This is a genomic window from Streptomyces sp. NPDC015220 (assembly GCF_043079345.1).
GTDB lineage: Bacteria > Actinomycetota > Actinomycetes > Streptomycetales > Streptomycetaceae > Streptomyces.
The window spans coordinates 139,909-159,918 of sequence record NZ_JBIBUK010000010.1; the positions used below are offsets into that span (position 1 = coordinate 139,909).

Annotated in this window: 14 protein-coding genes, 1 tRNA gene and 2 pseudogenes; 6 read left to right on the forward strand and 11 right to left on the reverse strand. The window is 71.5% G+C overall.

Going from position 1 to position 20,010, the window contains the following annotated elements; genetic code table 11:
* Positions 1-287: 287 nt before the first annotated feature.
* Positions 288-710, reverse strand: coding sequence for a pyridoxamine 5'-phosphate oxidase family protein (locus tag ACF061_RS21120; RefSeq protein ID WP_392268453.1), 423 nt, complete (start codon positions 708-710; stop codon positions 288-290).
* A 331-nt stretch (positions 711-1,041) separates the two neighbouring features.
* Positions 1,042-1,417, reverse strand: a pseudogene (locus ACF061_RS21125) (hypothetical protein); the annotation flags it as partial.
* Between ACF061_RS21125 and ACF061_RS21130 the strand changes: the two are divergent.
* Positions 1,417-1,563, forward strand: a pseudogene (locus ACF061_RS21130) (FCD domain-containing protein); the annotation flags it as partial. The pseudogenes ACF061_RS21125 and ACF061_RS21130 sit on opposite strands and share 1 nt — an antisense overlap.
* Positions 1,564-1,703: 140 nt before the next feature.
* A complete protein-coding gene (locus ACF061_RS21135) occupies positions 1,704-2,756 on the forward strand; it encodes a phosphotransferase family protein (RefSeq protein WP_392268454.1) in 1,053 nt (350 codons plus the stop codon).
* A 137-nt stretch (positions 2,757-2,893) separates the two neighbouring features.
* Here the strand turns inward: ACF061_RS21135 and ACF061_RS21140 are convergent, their stop codons facing one another.
* Positions 2,894-5,050, reverse strand: a complete 2,157-nt coding sequence (locus ACF061_RS21140) for a cellulose binding domain-containing protein (RefSeq protein ID WP_392268455.1) — start codon at positions 5,048-5,050, stop codon at positions 2,894-2,896.
* Positions 5,051-5,510: 460 nt separating this feature from the next.
* Here ACF061_RS21140 and ACF061_RS21145 point away from each other — a divergent pair, with 460 nt between their 5' ends.
* The gene (locus ACF061_RS21145) at positions 5,511-6,467 is read left to right on the forward strand and encodes a GlxA family transcriptional regulator (protein WP_392268456.1); all 957 of its coding nucleotides are present in this window, start codon (positions 5,511-5,513) and stop codon (positions 6,465-6,467) included.
* Positions 6,468-6,861: 394 nt separating this feature from the next.
* Positions 6,862-7,860, forward strand: coding sequence for a type I glyceraldehyde-3-phosphate dehydrogenase (gap, locus tag ACF061_RS21150; RefSeq protein ID WP_392268457.1), 999 nt, complete (start codon positions 6,862-6,864; stop codon positions 7,858-7,860).
* A 299-nt stretch (positions 7,861-8,159) separates the two neighbouring features.
* Here gap and ACF061_RS21155 read toward each other — a convergent pair whose 3' ends face one another.
* The 6 genes from ACF061_RS21155 to ACF061_RS21180 form a co-directional block, all read right to left on the reverse strand.
* Positions 8,160-9,242, reverse strand: a complete 1,083-nt coding sequence (locus tag ACF061_RS21155) for a protein kinase family protein (RefSeq protein WP_392268458.1) — start codon at positions 9,240-9,242, stop codon at positions 8,160-8,162.
* A 169-nt stretch (positions 9,243-9,411) separates the two neighbouring features.
* Positions 9,412-10,278 carry a LysR family transcriptional regulator gene (locus ACF061_RS21160; protein ID WP_392268459.1) on the reverse strand — a complete coding sequence of 289 codons (867 nt, stop codon included), beginning with the start codon at positions 10,276-10,278 and terminating at the stop codon, positions 9,412-9,414.
* The gene (locus ACF061_RS21165) at positions 10,185-11,942 is read right to left on the reverse strand and encodes a TniQ family protein (protein WP_392268460.1); all 1,758 of its coding nucleotides are present in this window, start codon (positions 11,940-11,942) and stop codon (positions 10,185-10,187) included. Before ACF061_RS21165 ends, ACF061_RS21160 begins: the two co-directional genes overlap by 94 nt.
* A complete protein-coding gene (locus ACF061_RS21170; RefSeq protein ID WP_392268461.1) occupies positions 11,939-13,066 on the reverse strand; it encodes an AAA family ATPase in 1,128 nt (375 codons plus the stop codon). The genes ACF061_RS21165 and ACF061_RS21170 overlap by 4 nt, the downstream gene beginning before the upstream one ends.
* A complete protein-coding gene (locus tag ACF061_RS21175) occupies positions 13,063-15,198 on the reverse strand; it encodes an integrase (protein WP_392268462.1) in 2,136 nt (711 codons plus the stop codon). The genes ACF061_RS21170 and ACF061_RS21175 overlap by 4 nt, the downstream gene beginning before the upstream one ends.
* Positions 15,195-15,947: a TnsA-like heteromeric transposase endonuclease subunit gene (locus ACF061_RS21180; protein ID WP_392268463.1), complete on the reverse strand. Its 753-nt coding sequence runs from the start codon at positions 15,945-15,947 to the stop codon at positions 15,195-15,197. The genes ACF061_RS21175 and ACF061_RS21180 overlap by 4 nt, the downstream gene beginning before the upstream one ends.
* 220 nt (positions 15,948-16,167) lie before the next feature.
* On the opposite strand from ACF061_RS21180, the gene ACF061_RS21185 reads away from it, so the two are divergent.
* A tRNA-Met gene (locus tag ACF061_RS21185) sits at positions 16,168-16,241 on the forward strand.
* Positions 16,242-16,443: 202 nt separating this feature from the next.
* Here the strand turns inward: ACF061_RS21185 and ACF061_RS21190 are convergent.
* Complete coding sequence (locus ACF061_RS21190; RefSeq protein ID WP_392268464.1) at positions 16,444-17,676, reverse strand: cytochrome P450; 1,233 nt, start codon at positions 17,674-17,676, stop codon at positions 16,444-16,446.
* Positions 17,677-18,197: 521 nt separating this feature from the next.
* Between ACF061_RS21190 and ACF061_RS21195 the strand changes: the two genes are divergently transcribed.
* Positions 18,198-18,545 carry a DUF3140 domain-containing protein gene (locus tag ACF061_RS21195; RefSeq protein WP_392268465.1) on the forward strand — a complete coding sequence of 116 codons (348 nt, stop codon included), beginning with the start codon at positions 18,198-18,200 and terminating at the stop codon, positions 18,543-18,545.
* 161 nt (positions 18,546-18,706) lie between these two features.
* Here the strand turns inward: ACF061_RS21195 and ACF061_RS21200 are convergent, their stop codons facing one another.
* Positions 18,707-19,999, reverse strand: coding sequence for a cytochrome P450 (locus tag ACF061_RS21200; RefSeq protein ID WP_392268466.1), 1,293 nt, complete (start codon positions 19,997-19,999; stop codon positions 18,707-18,709).
* Positions 20,000-20,010: the final 11 nt, after the last annotated feature.

The following is a 20,010-nucleotide window of genomic DNA, read 5'->3' on the forward strand; positions in this document are numbered from 1 at the left end:
GCCCCTCGCGGCCGATCGGTCCCGCGCGTCCGGCCGATCCTCCCCGCGCGGTCGGCCGTTCCTCCGCCGGTTCCGCCTGGCCGGTCGATCCCCCGCCGGTTCCGCGTGGTCGCCCGGTCAGGCCGCTCCCCGGCCGCCGGGACGCCGGCCGGTGCGGGACGCCCGACCGGCACCGGCCGGTGCCGGGCCCCGCCGGTGCCGTACAGCGGCGTACGACCGGAGGCGTACGAGGCTCACGAGGCCCACGCGGTCTACGAGACCCACGAGATCGGCGGCGCCGGCGTCGTTCAGCCGGCCGCGTCGAGATCCGTGAGCTCGCGGCCGGTGACCATCGCGGCCTCGATCCTGATGAAGACGTCGTCCCGGATGGGCATCCACGAACGGGGGCCGGTCCGCAGCAGCCGCTCGTGCTCGGCCGGATCGGTGACCACGGTGGCCCGTCCGGTGATGACGACGCTCCAGCCCGACCGGCTCCCGGCGTCGAACTCGTCCGCCTCGAAGGCGACCACCACGCCGTCGACGGCGTGCACGAGATCGGAGCCGGCCGAGGTCCGCAGCAGCACGGAGGAGTCCAGGTCCACGGCGAAGTTCACCGGCAGCACGGCGGGAAGCGCCTGCTTCGTGTACACCACACGGCCGACCGGCACCTTGGCCAGCAGGCGCAGGCACTCCTGCCGGTCCATCGAGCGAAAGGCGTCGTTCATCAACATTCCCCCATCGTCCCCAGCGCCAGGGCCGATGGTTAGGGCCGGTCGGCCCCCATCCGCCCGCATCCGCCCCGGAGACCCGCGCGGACCGCGCCGTCCCGGGACGGCCTGCCCCGGGCGGGCCTCCGGGGCGGTCCGCCGGGCGTCCAGGACCCCCGGCCTCTCTCGCCGGCGCCCTCCTCGGACGGACAATGCCGTGGGCCACCCGTTCCCGCCGCGGCGGCGGGGCCTGGCCATCGGCCTCTTCGGCAGGGGCATGGGCGGCACCGCCGTCAGCGCGCTGACCACCGTCGCTGTGGCGAAGGACCGTGCACGCCAGGCCGGGCTGTCCCTGGACCGAGCGAAACGTCCCCGCCGCGGTGAACGCGTCGGTGATCGGCGCGATGAGCGAGGCGAGGCGGCGGGCACCCACGTTGCCGATCGGCGCCCACAGCGCGGCACAGTGCTCGTCCGTCTCCACCTCGATGCGCTCACGTGCCGCGCTGCCGGCGTCGGTGAGCGCGGCGTCGGAGTCGAGCCAGCCGCGCGCGACGAGGCGTGCCGTCGCCGCGCTCCACTCCACTCCTCGTCGTCCCACTGCCGGGTCGCCCGCGCGAGAGCCGTCGGGATGCGGCCGGTCGCGGTGTGCAGGACGAGGCAGTCGCACGGCCCGAGGCCGTTGTCGGCGAGCACGACGAGAGGGCGTCGCCGCGCCACTCGCGCGCCACCGTGGTCGGCGCACCGCGACCCCGGCCGGGACGGCGCCGAGGAGCACCGCAGGCTGGAGGAGGCGGCGCTGGCCCGCGACGCCGACACCGCGGCCGAGATCCTGGTCCGGCACCTCACCTTGACCGCGGCCGCCCTGACCGACGACTGACATCCGCCGCTAGTGCCCGGCTGCGGCCGGACGCCGGCGCGCCGACCGCTCGGATTCACGCGATCACCTGGACGGAGGCGTGGCCGACCGGCATCATGGGAGCGCTCCCAGGTCGTCGTACGGTCCGAGAGGACAGCCCCATGCAGAGCAGGACCAAGCGCAGCCTGTCCCCGGACGAACTGGACGTCCTGCTAAAGGAGTCCGCGGGCGTCGGCTGCCGCGTGCAGCGCGAGCTGACCGACGGCTGGTTCAACACCGCCTACCGCGTCCTGCTCGACGACGGCCGGCCCGCCGTCGTCAAGCTCGCCCCGCCGGCCGACGCCGCGGTCCTGCGCTACGAGCGCGGCATCATGGCCACGGAGGCCATGGTCTACCGGCGGATCGCGGCCCTGCCCGGAGGCAGGGTGCCGGCACCCGCACTGCTGTACGCGGGCGAGGGGTTCCTGGTCGTGTCCGTCCTGGACGGGATCCCGTGGGACAAGGCGGTCGACCACCTGTCGCCCGCCGACCGGGCGACCCTGCGCCGCGAACTGGGCGCGATCACCGCGCACCTGCACACCCTGGCTCCGCGGGACGGCCGGTTCGGTTACCCGGCCGCCGAGTCCGCGCTGTCCGCCCCCGACTGGCGGACGGCCTTCACCGCCATGGTGGAGGCACTTCTGGACGACGCCGAGCGCTGGCGGTCCCCGCTCGACGTTCCGGCCGCCGGGATACGGGCCCTGGTGGCCGAGGGCGGGTACGCCCTGGACGAGGTCACCGAGCCCCGGCTCGTCCACTTCGACCTGTGGCCGGGCAACATCTTCATCGACGTCTCCCAGGTCGGAACCGACACCGGAACCTGCGGCGGAACCAACGGCCAGGGCCGAGCCGGGGGCCAGGGCGCACGACCGCCCCGGGTCACCGGACTCATCGACCACGAGCGGGCGTTCTGGGGCGACCCGGCCGCCGAACTGGTCTCCCTGGCCCACGGCGGCGACGCCGGCCCGGACAGCGACTTGGTCGCCGGCTACACCGCGGCCGGCGGCGGCCTGGACTTCACCCCCGCCCTGCGGCACCGGCTCGCCCTCTACCGGCTCTACCTGGGTCTGCTGCTCGTCGTCGAATGCGGTCCACGCGGATACGGCCCCGATCACCTCGCCTTCTGCCGCCGCACCCTCGCGGAGGCCGGCAGCCGGCTCCGCGCGCTGGGGTAACCGGCGGACCGCCGGGACACCACGACCGGCCCGGCGGGCACGGACAAGCGGCCTCCACCTCCTCCGGAGGAAATCGAGGCCGCTCCCCGCGGCCGCGGCGGTCCACCGGCCGCCACGGCCGCGTGCGCCGGCGTCCGTCAGGTGGTGGTGCAGACCGTGCCGTTGAGCGTGAACACCGTGGGCGCGGAGTACGCGCCCGAGTTGGCGCCGGTGAAGCCGAACGACACCGAGTTGCCGCCGTTCGCGGCCAGCGTGGTGTTGCCCGGCGCCGGCGTGGCGACCACGTTCCGGCCGGACTGGCCGACCTTGGCGTTCCAGTACCCCGCCACCGTCACGCCGCTGTCCGGGAAGGCGAACGCCAGGGTCCAGCCGTCGATCGGGGCCGGGCCGGTGTTGGTGACGGTGACCTCGGCGTTGAAGCCGCTGCCCCATCCCGCGGTGAGCCGGTAGGACACCCGGCAGGTCGACTCGGCGGGCGACGTGGTGCGGACGGTGACCGGGGCCGAGGCCCGGGACAGTCGTCCTTCGGCGTCCCGGGCCAGCACGTTGAGCGTGTACGTGGAGCCCGGGACCAGGTTGCGCACGGTCGCGGTGGTCGAGGTCGTGCCGGTCAGCAGCTCGCTGGTGGTGCCCTGCCGGCGGTAGACCTCGTACCTGACCGGTGTGCCGCCCGTGGAGGGCGACCACGACAGGGTCGCGGTGGTGTCGGTGACCGAGGTGACCTTCGGGCTGCCCGGCGCGCTCAGCGCGGAGGCGGTGCCGCTCCTGGGGTGCAGGGTGACGGTGGTGATCGAGTAGGGCGGCAGTTCCTGGGCCGTACCGTCGCCGGTACCGGTGTCGACGGCCGACGCCCGGTCGCGGAAGACCGCCACGTCGGCGGCCGAGCCGTCCGCCGTGTAGCCGCTCAGCCGCAGGTTCGCGGTGTGCGACGCCGAGGGGTCCTTGTTGATCAGCAGCACGCTCAGATCGCCGTCGGCCTGCCGCACGGCGTGCGCCGACACCAGCGCGCTGTTCGTGGCCGCGTTGACCAACTGGTCGCCCGGACGGCCGGCCCGGCTGAGCATCTGTATGCCGTAGTACGGCGGGAAGGGGGTGTTGACGGCGGGCTCGCAGACCGACCCCGTGCAGCCGCCGCTGGACAGTAGGCCCATGTCGCCGTAGTCGGTGGCCCCGTCGGGAGCGGTGGAGACGGCGCCGACTCCGTTGTGGGTGTTCCACCAGTCCACCGTGAACACCCCGCCTTCGAGCGCGGTGAAATACGTGTCCGCGGCGAACAGCGCGTTGGGCTGGGTGTCCATCAGGACGTCGGAGTTCGTCTCGGTCAGCGCGATCGGTGTGCCGGTCGCGCCCGCCGCGTCCAGCTCGGCCCGCAACTGAGCCAGCTCGCCCATCAGTTGGGACGGCGTGTTGAGCATCCCGGCCGCGTCCGAGCCGCCCGGGTACCAGTGCACCACGACGAAGTCGGCCTTGCCCGCGACGATCGGGATGACGGTGTGGTTCCAGTCGGCGCCGTCCCCGCTCGCCATCACGCCGTCCGGCCAGTTGCCCGGCGTGGTGAGCACCGCGCCGACCTTGATCGTCGGGTCGACCGCCTTCATCGCGGAGACGTAGTCCACGACGCCGTGCGCGTAGGCGGTGGGGGAGGAGTCCGGGTGCTCGTCGGTCTCCCAGTCGGCGCCGTAATGGCCGTTGCCGTACAGCTCGTTGCCGACCTCCCAGAACTTGGCGCCGTAGTCCTTGGTGACGTTGGCGTACCTGACCCAGCCGGCCGCCTCCTCGGGTGTGCCCGAGCCGTAGTTGGCGATGAGCATCGGCTGTGCGCCCACCTTGCGCACGGTGCCCATGAAGGAGTCGAAGTCGGTGCCCGGCGCGACGTACCCGCCGGGCGCGGTGTGCGTCTGCCAGTGGTAGATGTCTCCGTAGCTCCCACCCGGATAGCGCAGCATGCCGATGCCCGCGGCCTTGACCAGGTCCTGGGTGTCGGCGGTGTTCATGTGCGCGTCCCAGATGGCGCTGTTGAGGCCGTACGCGGTGTCCGGGATGGTGCCGAGCCCCTGCGCGGCGTTGACGGTGACGTCGACCGTGTCGGGGGAGTCGAGCGCGGCGGCCAGGGCGGGCGTCCCGGGCACCCGCGGGGTGCCGGCCTCGGCGGCGGGGAGCCCGCCGGCGCCGACCAGCAGCGCGGCGGCCACCGCCCCGGCGGCCAGGGCCCGGCGTACGGATCTCGGTCTGCGCGGCAGCGCCCGGGCCGGCCGGCCCAGCGGTCGGCGGACGGGGGGTTCGGCAGCGTGCACGGCGGTTCTCACCTTCGTCGCGTCGGGGTCGAGGCGGGACGTGCTGCGTGCGAGCGCTCCCGGCGGTGTTCCGTGGTGCGGGAGGGGGAGGGGACAACAGTGATGGGAGCGCTCCCATATTGTGTGGGGCGTCCTCTCCCGCCTGTCAATAAGCGTGCGCGGGGATCTGCTCGGGCGGTTCCGGCCACCGTCGGCCCGCCCTCCCGCCGGCCCGCCCTCCACCGACTCACCGCTGTGGTGGCCGTGGACCGCCGGCGTCGGCCGTGGACTGGTGGTGGCCGTGAGCCGGCGTCAGCCGGTGGGCCGGGCCGGAACGCGGTCGGGCACGGCGTCCACGGGGCCCGTCGCGGGAGACGGCCCCGACGCGGCGGAGCCCCGTGCCCGCGTACCGCCGCCTCCCGTCCCCACGTACCCTGTCCCCGCGTACCGCCGCACCCCGTCCCCACGTACCCTGTCCCCCGTGTCAGCCTCCCTCCTGCGGCGTGTCGCCGTGCTCGTGCTCGAGGGTGCGAAGCCGCTCGACGTCGGCATCCCCGCACAGGTGTTCACCACCCGCGCGAGCATGCCGTACGAGGTGCGGATGTGCGGTGCGGCGCCCGGACTCGTGGCCGGCGGCGACGGCCTGTCGTACCACGTCGCCCACGGCCTCGACGCCCTCGATTGGGCGGACATCGTCTTCATCCCCGGCTACCGGTTCCCCGACCGGGAGGACCCGCCGCGGGCGGTCGTCGACGCGCTGTTGGCCGCCCACGACCGCGGCGCACGCCTCGCCGCCATCTCGACCGGCGCCTTCGCGCTCGCCGCCACGGGCCTGCTGGACGGCAGGCGGGCCACGACCCACTGGCACTACTCGGCGGCCCTCGCCGGCAGGCACCCGCTCGTGCGGGTCGACGAGGACGTCCTCTTCGTCGACGAGGGCAGTGTGCTGACCTCGGCGGGCGCTGCCTCGGGCATCGACCTGTGCCTGCACATCCTGCGCGGCGATCTGGGGGTGGCCGCCTCCAACCACGCGGCCAGGCGACTCGTCGCCGCCCCTTACCGCAGCGGCGGCCAGGCGCAGTACGTGCCGCGCAGCGTGCCCGAGCCACTCGGCGAACGGTTCGCCGCCACCCGCGAGTGGGCCCTGCGTCGGCTCGGCGAGCCGCTGACCCTGGAGGCGCTCGCCCGGCACGCGGCGGTCTCGCCGCGCACGTTCTCGCGGCGCTTCGTGGAGGACACCGGGTACACGCCGATGCAGTGGGTCATGCGCGCCCGCGTCGACCTGGCTCGTGAGCTGCTGGAGCGTTCGCAGCGGAGCGTGGAGCAGATCGCCGCCGAGACCGGTCTCAGCACCGGTGCCAATCTGCGGCTGCACTTCCAGCGCATCCTCGGCACCACACCGAGCGAGTACCGGCGCACCTTCGCCCGGAGCGAGTGACCGGCGGCCCGCCCCTGACGGCGCGGGCCCGGGCGGACGCGGGCCTTGGCGGAACGATCACCTGTGGTGGGCCGGTGGGCCGGCGGGCCGGCGGGGCCGCGGCGTCCGCCGGCGCCCTTCCGATGCCGGGGCCGCCGTGACCGATGGCGTGCGGGTGGCGTGCGGGTGGGGCGCGGTGTCCGGTGGGGCGCGGGTGGAGCGGGGGTCTCAGTGGCGTACCGGGAGGGTGCGGTGCTCGGTGGCGTACGGGTGGGGTGCGGACTCGGTGGCCTGCGGGTGGGGCGGGGGCTCGGTGGCGTGATCCTTGCGGACCGTGGCACTCACGCCGCTGTCACCGGGCGGCGGCGCGCGCGATCTTGGTGGTGAACAGAGGTGAACAGAAGGGACGCCGTTCATGACCCGCATCGCCATCAACGGATTCGGCCGCATCGGACGCAACGTGCTGCGCGCACTGCTCGAACGCGGCAGCGACCTGGAGGTCGTCGCCGTCAACGACCTGACGGAACCCGCCGGTCTGGCGCGGCTGCTGGCCTACGACACGACGGCCGGCCGGCTCGGCCGCCCGGTGACCGCCGACGGGAACGCCCTGGTCGTGGACGGCCGCCGCATCACGGTGCTCGCCGAGCGCGAACCGGCGCGGCTGCCGTGGGCCGAACTCGGCGTCGACATCGTGCTGGAGGCGACCGGCCGCTTCACCTCGGCCGAGGCGGCCCGCGCCCACCTCGACGCGGGCGCCCGCAAGGTGCTCGTCAGCGCGCCCTCCGACGGCGCCGATGTCACGCTGGCGTTCGGCGTCAACACCGACGCCTACGACCCGGCGGCGCACACCATCGTGTCGAACGCCTCCTGCACGACCAACGCCCTCGCGCCGCTGGCCGCGGTGCTCGACGAACTCGCCGGCATCGAGCACGGCTTCATGACCACGGTGCACGCCTACACCCAGGAGCAGAACCTCCAGGACGGACCGCACCGGGACGCCCGCCGGGCACGTGCCGCCGCCGTCAACATCGTGCCGACCACGACGGGGGCCGCCAAGGCGATCGGCCTGGTGCTGCCGAACCTGGACGGAAAGCTGTCGGGCGACTCGATCCGGGTGCCGGTCCCGGTGGGCTCCATCGTGGAGCTCAACACGACCGTCGCGCGCGACGTGACGCGTGACGACGTGCTGGAGGCCTACCGCGCCGCCGCGCAGGGGCGGCTCGCCGGCGTCCTCGAGTACTCGGAGGACCCGCTCGTGTCGTCCGACATCACCGGCAACCCGGCCTCGTCGATCTTCGACTCGGCCCTCACCCGCGTCGACGGCCGTCACGTCAAGGTGGTCGCCTGGTACGACAACGAGTGGGGCTTCTCCAACCGAGTGATCGACACCCTTCAGCTCCTCGCCACCGGCTGACCGCGAGAACCGGGCGGGCCCGTCGCCGCGGGCGGACTCCACCCGAGCCCGCCCGGCCGTGTCCGCCCGCGCCCGACTGAGCCCGGCCCTGTCCGTGCGAGCGGCCGCACAGCCCTCCCCGCACGCGGCCGCACAGCCTTCCCCGCACGCGCATGACGACGCTGTAGGTTGAGCCGCTCCGTTAGCAGTGAGTTCTGCTGAAACTCCGGGTTCCATGTTGCGTTAGCAGTAGGCCGATCGGCTGATCTTTAGCAATCGTCGGTAGACAGCGACCGTGGCAACCGAGGCGAGGGCGTGGATCAGCTCGGGGTTGTCGCGCCAGCGCCCGACTGCCGCTCGATCTCGGCGGCCGGGAACGGCGTCTGCTTGCTCTCGGTAATCAGGCGGCGGAAGAAGGAGTCCACGACGACGGTAGGGCGTGCGTGCCGGTCGATGATGGCCGTGATCTCGGGCGGGATGTCGCCAGGTCGCTGGCCCGCGATCCAGTCGTGCAGGAAGACTTCGCGTTCCGTGTCACCGCGCACGCCGTCGAGCAAGTGGTATTGGAGCAGGTGGCTCGCGGTGTAGCAGCGGTCGTAGCCGAGGTGGTCCGCGAGAAAGTCGGACTCGGCCGCCGTAAGGTCGAAGCGGGAGCTCAGGGCAAGTCCGAAGTCGGCGAAGTAGAGCTGACGGCCGTCGGTCAGGATGTTGGCGAAGTGAGCATCGAAGTGGACAAGTCCGCGAGAACTCATGAAGTCGGCACCGTCCATCAGAGCTTCCTCCACCCAGCGGAAGGGCGAGCCGTCCCCGCTTTCCGGCATGGCAGATTCGCGGTGGTCAGCCAGCCATCCGGCGAGTGTGTGCGGCACGTGCTCCAGGAAGACCACCAGACTGCACGAGGACTGGCCGATGGCCTCCAACCGGTCACGAACGGCAGGTGATCCCTCCCAGTGGGCGACGGCCCCCTCCAGGCCCCCGAACGCGTCGGTGAATCCTTCGGGCGGGGAGTCAGGCAGAACCCGCCAGTGATACATCAACGGGAATCCCGCATACTCGTCGCCGAGAACCCAGTTCGTGGTCATGGTGTGCACGGCGAGCTCCCGCCAGGCACCGAACCCGGCCGAGCCCACCCCGTACTGGTAGAACATCGGCAGCTCGAAGACGTTCGCCGTCGATCGCACGTTCTCCGGGCGCAATTCGATGTCCGTCAAAGGGATCCGCTTGACGAAGACGCGCGTTCCGTTGACGTCCAGTTCTGCCGACCTGCCGCCGATGCCTGACCCGAGCGGGGTAGCGGCTGCCACGACCTCCCCGAGCTGATGGTCGCTCAGTAAGGAGAGCTGAGTGCTCACGGTCTCGTAACCAGCCAGGCGCGCGGCGCGTTGCAAACCCTGGTCCAGCATCGACGGCTCCTCGGTGCCCGAACCAGGGCTTCGGCAATCCCACGTCGGCACCGACCTTACGTTGAAAAGGTCAGCGACTCTCATAAACGACCTGACAGTGACCGAAGTTGGGTCCGGGGTGCGTTCGCCGTCGAGGCGGACCGCGTCGTGATGCTGGTCGAGCCGCCGGTCAGGTGACGGAGGATTGCGCTGCGTCCAGGAGGCTGAGGAGGTGCTCTGCTTCGTGGATGAGAGCGGTGCCCGCGGGAGTGGCTGCGAGGGGACTGGTCCGTTCGATCAGTTGAACGCCTGCGGCCTTTTCCAGGGCATGGAGTTGATGCGTGAGCGTTGCCGGTAGCGTTCCGAGGCTCCTGGCGGCGGCGCAGAGGTTTCGTTGACCGGGCAGTCGGACCAGGCGTCTGAGGCGTTCGACGCAGTTGCGGATGTTGCTGATTGCCGCCATCGACTCGGACAGGGCCGGTGCGTCCGGCAGGAGCGCGAACGGGTTGCTGGTGGCGCTGTTCGGGCGGATCTCGATGCCCCACTTCTTGGCCAGCAGGTTGAGGCGGTGTCTGTCGAGACCGAACTGTTCGGCGATGTCGGGGATGCTGAGGCGTCGGTGCAGGTAGGCCTGTTCGAGTTCCTCGCGGGTGATGCGAAGGCTGAGCGGTTCGGGGCGTGGTGTGGCGGGGATCCCGGCTTCTTCCAGGGCGTTTTGGACGGTTGAGAGGCTGCAGCCGGCACTGCGGGCGATCAGGCTCTGGTTGAGAGTTCCGCTGGAGTGAGTGGTGCGGAGGAAGCCCGGGTCGAGCATCCCGCGTCGAGGCCGGCGTCGGCCGAGGCCGGGAGTCGTGGGATGGGGCGGCGGTTGGGTGGTGCCGGTGGCGTCGCAGTAGAGCCGGACGTGCTCTGTGGTCAGTCCGAGGGCGGCGGCCGTCTCCTCGGCCGGGGTCCGGTCGGCGATCAAGGTGTCGAAGTCGCTGTCGGCGATCTGTTCGGGGGTAGCCCCGGGCCAGTCGGTCCAGTCGCACCATGCGGTGGGGGGTTCCCAGAGCACGGGTTCGTCGATCCGGTGGGCAGCGAGGTTTGTGGCCGCCTGTTCCTGCAGGAACAGGCGGCCAGCGGCGGGACCTGGTAGCGGAACTGGTCACGGGCGTGGATGTTCCTCGGAGGGAGGTCCGCGTGGGTGCCGAGGAGGAAACTCAGGAGCATCCACCTGAGCATGTGGATTCGCCCTGTCCCACCGCGGGCCCAGCCTTGCTGGCGGCAGAGCTGCGTGTACTCGTCGAGGTTGAGCGTGATGCTCTCGGACGTGAACAAGTGGCGTCGTCTGCCGTAGTCGATCGGGGAGCCTTCATCGTCGAGGTGACTGGCGAGCTGGGTGAGGCAGCTGGCGATGGCGGTCTCGTGCTCGGTCGAGGCGATCACGCGTCGGAACGCCATCTTGATGATCAACCGGTTGGAGGGCTGGGCCCAAGGGTGGTGCTGTGACTTGGCGCCGGCAAGCAGCAGCTTGCTGCGGCAGCCTCGCCTGAAGCCGTCGACGGTTCGCGGGTCGATGGGGGTGTTGGGGAGAAGCCGGAGAGTCCAGGAAGGCCACAGGGCTGTCGGGATCTTGTCCGCCCGTTTCCGGATGTCGGCATCTGCGAGGTCTGGCCTGCGGGGATGGGCCGCAGACCGGTAGCGAAGCCGCGTGTCCAGGGGCAGCTCCTGGTCCGCGTCGGCGATCACCCGGCTGACGATCTCGGGGCTGGCCCGTCCCCAGGAAAGGAGGCGCCGATCGATGGACAGATTGGCGGCAGAGACGTTCAGGCGGTGGGCCTGGTCGGTTCGTATAAGCCACTCGAACACGGCCTGACCGGTGGCCGTAGCGGTGTCCGAGGCCCAGATCGCGAGGGTGGTGCCCATCGCGAGCCGACCGGCGTCGGCCAGGTCGTGCGGGCTGTCGGACAGAAGTCCTCCGTTGCATTCGCGCAGTGCGAGCCCGACGGCCTCGGGCGCCGCCCAGGGGCTGAGCATCAGGCTGCGCAGGCATCGTCGGCTGAGGAAGTACAGATGGTGCAGAGCGGGAGACCCTGCCTGGACGAGTGCGTCCAGGTGCTGCTGGCCGGCGATGAGTGTTCCGCCTGGTGGCAACGGTTGTGCCGGCGTCTGGGTGAGGTCGTGTCGGCAGGCCGTCTTGCGTCCGTCGCGCAGGGTCAGGCGCATGCAGTGGGCGCCGCTGGTGCTGCGGCCGAGCTGTTGGTTGGTGAACAGCTGTGGCCTGTCCCGGCAGCCAGGGCAGTGGTCGACCAGCAGGCACTGGTGCTGTTGGCAGGCGAATGAGAACGGCAGCCGCCAAGCCAGTGGCCAGCGCCCCCCGTTGTCGGCCAGGCATCGGGGGCAGAAGCGGCTGTGACGCCCGAGGTGACGCCAGACGGGGGCCGTCTCGTCCCCGCTCTGCGGGAGCTGCGGCAGCAGGTCGGATCGCGCGACGGACCGCAAAGTCATCCGGTCGAGTTCGGACGCGTCGGCGTCGGCCAGCCGCGCAAGCGCCTTCAGGTCCCCTTCCTCCAAGCGGAAGACCAAACGCCTCGCCGCGATGCCAGGAAGGCCGAGGAATCGCAGAAGGCCGGTGGAGGACGTTCGCAGCCGGCGGGCGTAAGCCTCGATCCAGCTGTCCAGGGCCTCTCCGGGCAGCGGGGGCAGAACGATCGGCAAGCGGTCGGTGGCCCAGGTCATGCCGACCGCCGCTTGCGGGCCGGGCCTCCCGGGCGGGCGCTGAGGAGACCGGCCTCGATCGCCGCTTCGAGTTCGCGGCGTGCTTCTTCGGCGGCGGCGTCGTTCTTCACCGTGTCGATCAGATCCTTGTCGAGCTTCTCCTCGCCCGAGCGGACGGCTCGCAGGCAGGACCGGTTGACCAGCGCCATCAGCGACGCGAAGTGCCCGGTCGTTCGGGCGAACAGGTAGTCGGCCAGGTCGACGAGCATCCCTGGGTGCTTCTCGGCCAGGACGATCTTCTTCTCGATGGTCTTCAGCAGAACCCGCCACTGCTTGCGCCCCTGGTCGTCGTCGATCTGGAAAGGACGCAGGGTCAGCGCGGTGGTGCGGCGGCCGAACTGCGCGAGCAGGGCCTGCTGCGGCGACAGGCCTTCACGCAGGATGCCGCGGTCGGCGACGCCGACGCCGACGTAAAGCAGGGTGACGGGGAACACGTTCGACAGGAACTTCAGATGGTTGGCCATCCGCACCGCCGAGGACTTCCCCGGGGCCAGGAAGTGCACGTCGTCGATGACGAAGACCGCGGTCCTCATGCTCAGGACCGCGTCGACCGCGCGCTCAGCGAGGGTGTCCGCGTCGCCGCTGGTCGGCAGGCCGTAGAACCGGCAGATCGACGCGTTCAGACCGCGGATCTGCGTGTTGCCGGTCAGGTTGACGTAGACGACCGGGACTCTCCTGTGGCCCTCCGGCGTGGCCTGCCCGTGCAGACGAACCTGCTCGCGATGGAAGTTCCGCGCGTATTCACGAATCGCCGTGCTCTTCCCGATGCCGGGGTATGCGTCGAGCAGGGCCGCGGGCTTGGCCTTGTCACCGTCCTGCCGGTTCGAGTCCACGATCTCGGTGAGGGCTTCATGCAGGGCGATCATCTGCGGAGTCTTGATCGGGCCGAGGTTCGCATGCCAGACGGCCCGCAGGTCCTGGTAGCGCGTGAGCTCCAGCTCGGACAGCTCGCCCATCTGCCGGCGCGTCAGCCGGGGCGGCTGAACCCGCTCTGGCCCGAAGACCAGCTCGAGCCAACCGGACAGGCGCGTCAACGCGTACTGACGATCATCTCCCTCGAACACCGTGCCACTGACCGCGCTCACCGGCTCTCCCAGGTGTCGGCGTAGTAGTCGTCCTCGTCGATGAACTCGTCGGTCTCGCCCGGAAAGGCGGCCTCCAGGTCCTCGTCCTCGTCGTCATCCCCGCCGAGGTCATCGGCGGCCTCGGCAGCAGCGGGGGCCGCTTCCAGGGCGGCGACCGCCCTGAGTGTCGGAAGCCGCAGCGGATCCTCCGGATTCCCGACCCCGTCGGGGCCGACCAGGCAGAGGCGGTCCTCCGACAGACGCACGGCCATCCGCCGCTCGGCCCGGTTCCCGGTCAGGCCCACTCCCCAGCGCTCCAAGAGCTCGACCAGTGCCCGCTTCGGATCAGGGAAGCGATGCGTCGTGAGCGCGAGTTTGCGCGCGTAGCGCATGGCCTCGCGGCTCACCGGCCCGTCCAGCGCGGGAGCGTGCTCCCACTGGAGGGCGTGCCAGGAGTGGTCCGGCCGCTGGAAGTAGACCTGCCGGATGTTGTCCGGGTCCACGGAGACCGGCCACTTGCCCTCATGCACCCCGGTGTAGGGGCTCTTGGCCTCCCGCAGCCCGTCCAAGCCGCCGCCGTTGTAGCGCATCCCCTCCAGCTCCACCCCGTAGTGCTGGAGGGTGCACCAGGCCTGCTCAAGGAAATGCAGGGCGAAGTTCGGCCGTGCCGGGATCCGCAGGTTGCCCGCCCGGGCGACGCCGTGGTCGAACATGTCCAGCGGGCTCAGCTTCAGACCTGGGACCTCCGGGATGACCAGACCCCTGTGGCGGCGCCGGTGATAGGTCAGGCCGATCCACTCCCGGATGATCATCTCCAGCTCGTCGATGAAGAAGAACGCGAAGTCCTCCACCGACTGGCCGCGGCTATGGACATCAGGGCCCTTGTAGCCCGGCAGAGCCGCCAGCAGACCCTGGTTCAAGGTCTTGAACCAGCGCTCGATCGGCGCCTTGTCCGTCGGCGTCAGCGGCCGGGCCGGCTGCAGCGAGATCTCGAACCGGGCGCAGACACTGCGGACGTGGTTGGACAGGTAGATCTTCCCGTGGTCGTAGACCACCGTCTCGGCCGCAACCGACGGAAGCAGCGGCCTGCCCTCCACGTCGACCAGCTTCTCCGCAGGGACGACCACCGTGGACGGGACGCCAAGACGCGGCAGGTTCCTTCCCGGCAACAGCTCCGGGCGCGTCCGCACCGTCTCGAAAAGCACCGCGGCGACGTCCACGGCCTTCGTCGACACCGGGGTGAGCCGCAGCCCGGTGATGCACCGGCTGTAGAGATCCATCGCCACCGTCAGCTCGCACTGCACCCAGCGGCAGGTCACCGGCTCCATCGCGAACACGTCCAACCGGGTGGTGTCCAACAGCACGTACTCACCCGGCCGGGTCGCCCGCAGGCGGCCGTAGACGGTCTGCGGACGGTTCGCGATCGACCGCTTCCCCTTGGTGCTGCCCGTGAACGCATTCGTCCCCGCGTCCAGCTCGCGCAGCACCTCGTAACCGGTCGACTGGGCAGGTATCTTCACCGTGCCCCGGCCGTGCTCGGCCGCGACACGCTCCTCGATCTCCAAGAGGATCAGCCCGCGGACCGGCCGGCTGGCGTTCGTGTAGCTGTCCAGGACCGTCCGGGCGCTCTCCAGCCAGCGATGATCCACCCTGTCCTGGGCGTTCCGTCGCAGCTTGCTCGTGCGGACCAGGCCCGCCGGACCGGACTTCTTCACCTGCGTGACCCACAGCCGGACAGTGCTCTCGCCGACCCCCAACTCGCGGGCCTTGGCCAGGTAGCGATGCATCAGCGGGACGCCCGGGGCGTACTCCGGCCGCGGCTCGCCCTCCTGTGCCAACTCCGGCGAGCCCAGCCGGTAGCCGAAGAGGACTTCCTGCACGTGCTGGAAGCGCTGGGTGACCTCGTCCTCCTCGGCCTGGTCGAGCAGCCCGAGGGCGACGGCCGTGGACTCCTCCTCGTCCGGCAACTCGCTCAGCAGCTGGGTCGTCGGGTCCGCCAGCAGGCCGGCCACGTCGACCAGCCTCCACCGCACGCCGCCGGGCCCGGACTGTTGGAGCAGGACCTCGCGGCCTCGCACCTCGGACACCGTGAACGGCTCACCCTGAAAACTCAGGGCGAGTCCCGCCCGCAACGGAACCGTCCAGTTGCTCATGTCGCCCTCCGCAGCACCGAGTCACCGTCGATCGGGCGGCTCAGGTCGACCGAGAGCCGCCCCGACCACACCAGCGCGAGGACGGCGGGCCGCACGTCCTCGACCGGCCGACCCGCCGCCAGGCGCCGTTCAGCGACCGTGAGCGGATCCCCGTCCTGCACCACCTCCCAGGCCTGCGCGATGTCCTCGTCCGGCACCACCCCGGCCCGCCGGTAGGCGGCCAGGAACCGCACGTTGGCCAGCAGCACCGGATCCGCCCCCGACCAGATCTCGTACTGCCAGCCGTGGCCCTCCACCAGGTCCCCGGGCCAGGCCAGGGCCTCCGCGATCTCCGGATCAAGAAGGCGGTCGGCCGGCTTCACGTTGACCACGCGCACGTTGCCGTCCTCCAGCATCAGCAGGAAGTCCGGCACGTGCAGCCGCCACCGCCCACCCACGCGCGCCCGCAGACGGCACGGCTGGGCGAAAATCCGGACCACCTGCGGGTCGAAGTCCGCCAGCAGCAGCCGAGCCAGCTCCAGACGGCTCTCATAGACCACCAGCCCACGCGTCGTCGCCGACGCGTACTCCCCGGGATGATGCTTGTGACCCTTCGCCGACCTGACCTGCCGCCACGGCACGGACCCGTCGAAACTGCCCCGGCGCAGCTGCCCGAACTCGACGCTGCGTACCGAGTCGTCCTCGTACCGGATCGAAGCCGTCGCAGACTCCTGACTGCCAGCCCTCGCGCTTGTACGCTTGGTGACCATGAGCTGACCGTAGGAAGCCGCCCAGGACCGAGAGGCCGGATGACCGAGAAGTTCCCGGGACTGACCACCACCGACCACAGGTGCTGCTAACGCGACCCGGAAGATTGCTAGCCGACTGCTAGAGATCGACCGACACTGCTAACGCGGACCTGGAACCTACAGACGCTGTGGACACCGATTCGGTCCTGCGGGCCCGATGCCGTACAGTAGAGCCTGCCGACGCGGGGTGGAGCAGCTCGGTAGCTCGCTGGGCTCATAACCCAGAGGTCGCAGGTTCAAATCCTGTCCCCGCTACGAAACAGTGAAGGCCCGGTATGCACCGGGCCTTCACTGCGTTCCAGGGCTGCCGCACTCGATCCGGACGAGGCGTCCGCGTACCGCGGGGCCGACGGCCGGTGCGGTACGGCGGTGGCGTGGGCCGTCCGAACGGCGAGCCGAGGTCCGTGCCGAGCCGGCCGCCCGGGTCCGCGCCCGCCCGGATCTCCCCGGCGCGGAGTCAGTCGGCCGCGGGCCGCAACCGCACGGGCAGGCTCTGGTGGCCGTTGCTGATGAGCGAGGGGTAGGGCAGCAGCTCCTCGGCGGGAACCGCGAGTTCGATCCCGGGGAAGCGGTCGAAGAGCAGGCGCAGGGCGGTGGCGACCTCGATGCGGGCGAGGGGGGCGCCGAGGCAGAAGTGCACGCCGTGGCCGAAGGCGAGGTGCTCCTTCACGGCCCTGGTGACGTCGAAGGAGTCCGCGGTCGGGCCGTGCCAGTCCGGATGCCGGTTGGCCGCGGCGTAGGAGGCGAGGATGGCCTCGCCGCGGGCGATGGTCTGCCCGTCGGGCAGGGGGACGTCCGTGAGGGCGTAGCGCAGCGGGAGGTGTTTGACGGCCGGCTCGTGCCGCAGCGTCTCCTCGACGACGTCCGCCCAGCCCGCGCGGCCGGCGCGGAGGTGGGCGAGTTGATCGGGGGAGGTGAGCAGGGCGGTGATGGCGCGGTCGATGAGGTTGACGGTGGTCTCGTACCCGGCGTTGATCATCAACAGCACGGTGTCGCGCAGTTCGGTGTCGGACAGGCGGCTCCCGTCGCCCTCGTCGTCGCGGGCGGCGATCAGCAGACTGATCATGTCGTCGGCGGGCTCGCGGCGCTTCGTGGCGATGAGGCGGTCCAGCGCCGCGTAGAGCGCGGCGCTGTTGGCCTCGGCCTCCGCGCTGGTGAGGGTGGTGGTGAAGACGCGTTCGACCATCGTGCGGAAGCCCTGGCGCTGATCGCCGGGCACGCCCAGGAGCCGGCCGATCACGGCGATCGGCAGCGGGTGGGCCAGGTGCTCACGCAGGTCGACCGGCGTGCCGGCGGGGCGGGAGTCGAGACCGTCGAGGATCGACGTCGCCGTCGCCTCGACGACGGGCCGCATGGCCTCGACGCGACGGGCGGCGAAGGCGGGCGCGACCATGCGGCGCAGCCTGCGGTGGTCGGCGCCGTACGCGGTGAACATGTTCTCGGCCGAGATCCACAGGGCGAGGGGCCAGGTGGCGACGGTCTCGGCGAAGGCGGGCCAGTGCGCCGCGGCGTCCTTGGAGACGTCCGGGCTGGTCAGTAAGCGCTTCAGCAGGGCGGGGTCGGTGACGGCCCAGGCGGTCACGCCGAGGATGTCCACGCGGGCGGCCGGGCCGCGTGCGCGCAGCGCCCGGTGTTCGGCGTGGTGGTCGGAGCCGGTGGGGTCGAGGACGAACGTCGGCTGCTCGCTCACGGGTGCGGTCTCCTTCGTCGGGCGGCGGCGGGATGAGGAACGGGACCGGAACGGCGGGGAGGACGGGAAGGCGCGCCGCAGCCATACCTACCCCCGCGAGCGGCCCGTGACAATCGACCTGCGCGGAGGGGAACGAGCCATGTGCCACCCCTGCCCGGCCACCCCGGCCCCCTGTCCGTCCCGGCCCGTCCCGCCCGCCTCGCCCGTCCCTTCCGCCCCCTGTTCTGTTCCGCCCTGTCCGTCCGGTCCCGCCGGCCTCGTACTGTCCGTCCGGTCCCGCCGGCCTGCGGGCTCCCCGTCCGGTCCCGTCGGCCTCGTACTGCCCGTCCGGTCCAGCCGGTCCGGGCCGTCCCGCCCAGCGTCGCGTCGGAGCGGCGGCCCGGGGCCGTCGCGCTGTCCGCGCCGGGGCGGAGGGCGCGAGCTGCGGAGCGGGCGGGGAGCCCGCAGGCTGGAGGGGGCAGCGTCGGGCTGTCACCCGTTCTCCGCGGGCCTGCACCGGCTCGCCGCGAAGGAGTACCGGCATGACGAAGAGCCGTGGTGGGGATGAGGAGCGCGAGGAGACCTGGGAGCACTTCCGTGAGCTGGTGAACATGAAGCCGGCCGAGCTGGAGAAGTGGCTGGCGTCCGAGCGGTCGCGAAGCGCCGGGCAGCACAAGGACGGGGGAGAGTCCACCGGGCACGCCTCCGGCCGCCGGATCGTGGAGATCCTGCGGGCGAAGAAGGGCGATCTCTCGGACGACGACTACCAGCACATGCGCAAGGTGGTCGGCTACATCCGACGGCATCTGGCCCAGCGGCCCTCGGGCGACGTCGAGGACACCCGGTGGCGCCACTCCCTGATGAACTGGGGCCACGACCCCCTGGCGTGATCCGCGCCGCCGTCCGGAGGGTGCGACGCCGAAGTGGCGCGACGCCGGACCGAGGACCGGCGCGGCACACGTCAGGTCGGGCCCAAAACCGGCGCGGCACACACCATGCCGGCCCCCGGACCGGCGTCGCGGACGTCTCGCCGGGTGCGGCCGCGCCGGCGTCAGGCGAGGGTGACCTCGATGGGCAGCCTCTTGATGCCGTTGACGAAGTTGGAGCGGACCCGGGGGACGTCGCCGGCCAGGCGGATGCCGCCCAGGCGGGGGACGAGCTCCTCGAACATGATGCGAATCTCGGTGCGGGCCAGCAGGTTGCCCAGGCAGAGGTGGGGGCTGCCCTTGCCGAAGGTGACGTGGTCGTTGTCCCGGCGGGTGACGTCGAAGTCGTAGGGGTTGGTGAAGACCTCCTCGTCGCGGTTGCCGGAGGCGAACCACATGACGACCTTGTCGCCCTCCTTGACCCGCTTGCCGCCGAGTTCGACGTCGCGGGTGGCGGTGCGGCGGAAGTGGTAGACGGGGGAGGCCCAGCGCAGGAACTCCTCCACCGCCGCCGGAATGAGGGAAGGGTCCGCCTGGAGGCGGGCGAGCTGCTCGGGGTGCTGGAGGAGGGCCAGCATCGAGTGGGAGATGGCGTGGCGGGTCGTCTCGTTGCCGGCGACGACCAGCAGCAGGAAGTAGTTGTCGAAGTCCCGCTCGGTGAGCGGGACGCCGTCGCGGGGGGTGCCGTTGACCAACCGGGAGACGAGGTCGGTGCCGGTGCCGCCGCGCCGCTGACGGGCCAGCTCGCGCCCGTACTCGAAGACCTCCAGCGAGGCGGGGGAGCGGAACGGCAGATCGCGGAACCTCTCGCTCTCCTCGCTGTCCAGGAGTACGTCGGCGTAGTCGGGGTCGGTGTTGCCGATGATGCGGTTGCCCCAGTCGATGAGCCGCCGGTTGTCCCGCGGGGGCACGTCCAGGAGGCGGGCGAGGACGTTGATGGGGAAGTCGGCGGAGACCTCCTCGACGAAGTCGAAGGTCCCCTTGGCCAGGGCCGCGTCCAGGGTGGTGGCGGTCAGGCCGCGCAGGAAGTCGGCGTAGCCGTTGACGACGCTCGCGCCGAACCGCCGCTGGAGCAGGCCGCGCAGCGCGCGGTGGCGGACGCCGTCCAGCTCCAGGAGGGAGGCGCGCTTGCCGATCTGGTCGTCGTCGACCTCCTCCAGGTTGACGAACCGGGTGGAGGTGAAGGTCTCGGCGTCGCGGTCGACGCGGACGACGTCGGCGTGCCGGGTCACCGCCCAGAAGCCGGAGTTGGGGGCCTGCTCGGGCTGCCAGTGGACGGGGTCCTGGTGGCGCAGGGTGTGGAACATCCGCCAGGGGGTCACGCCGTCGGTGAAGTTGCCGAGGTCGGCGAGGTCGACGTCGGCCAGGGGCAGCGGCTCGCGGACGGCCTCGGTCACGGAGGGGACGGTCGCGGTCATGGGAAGCGGTC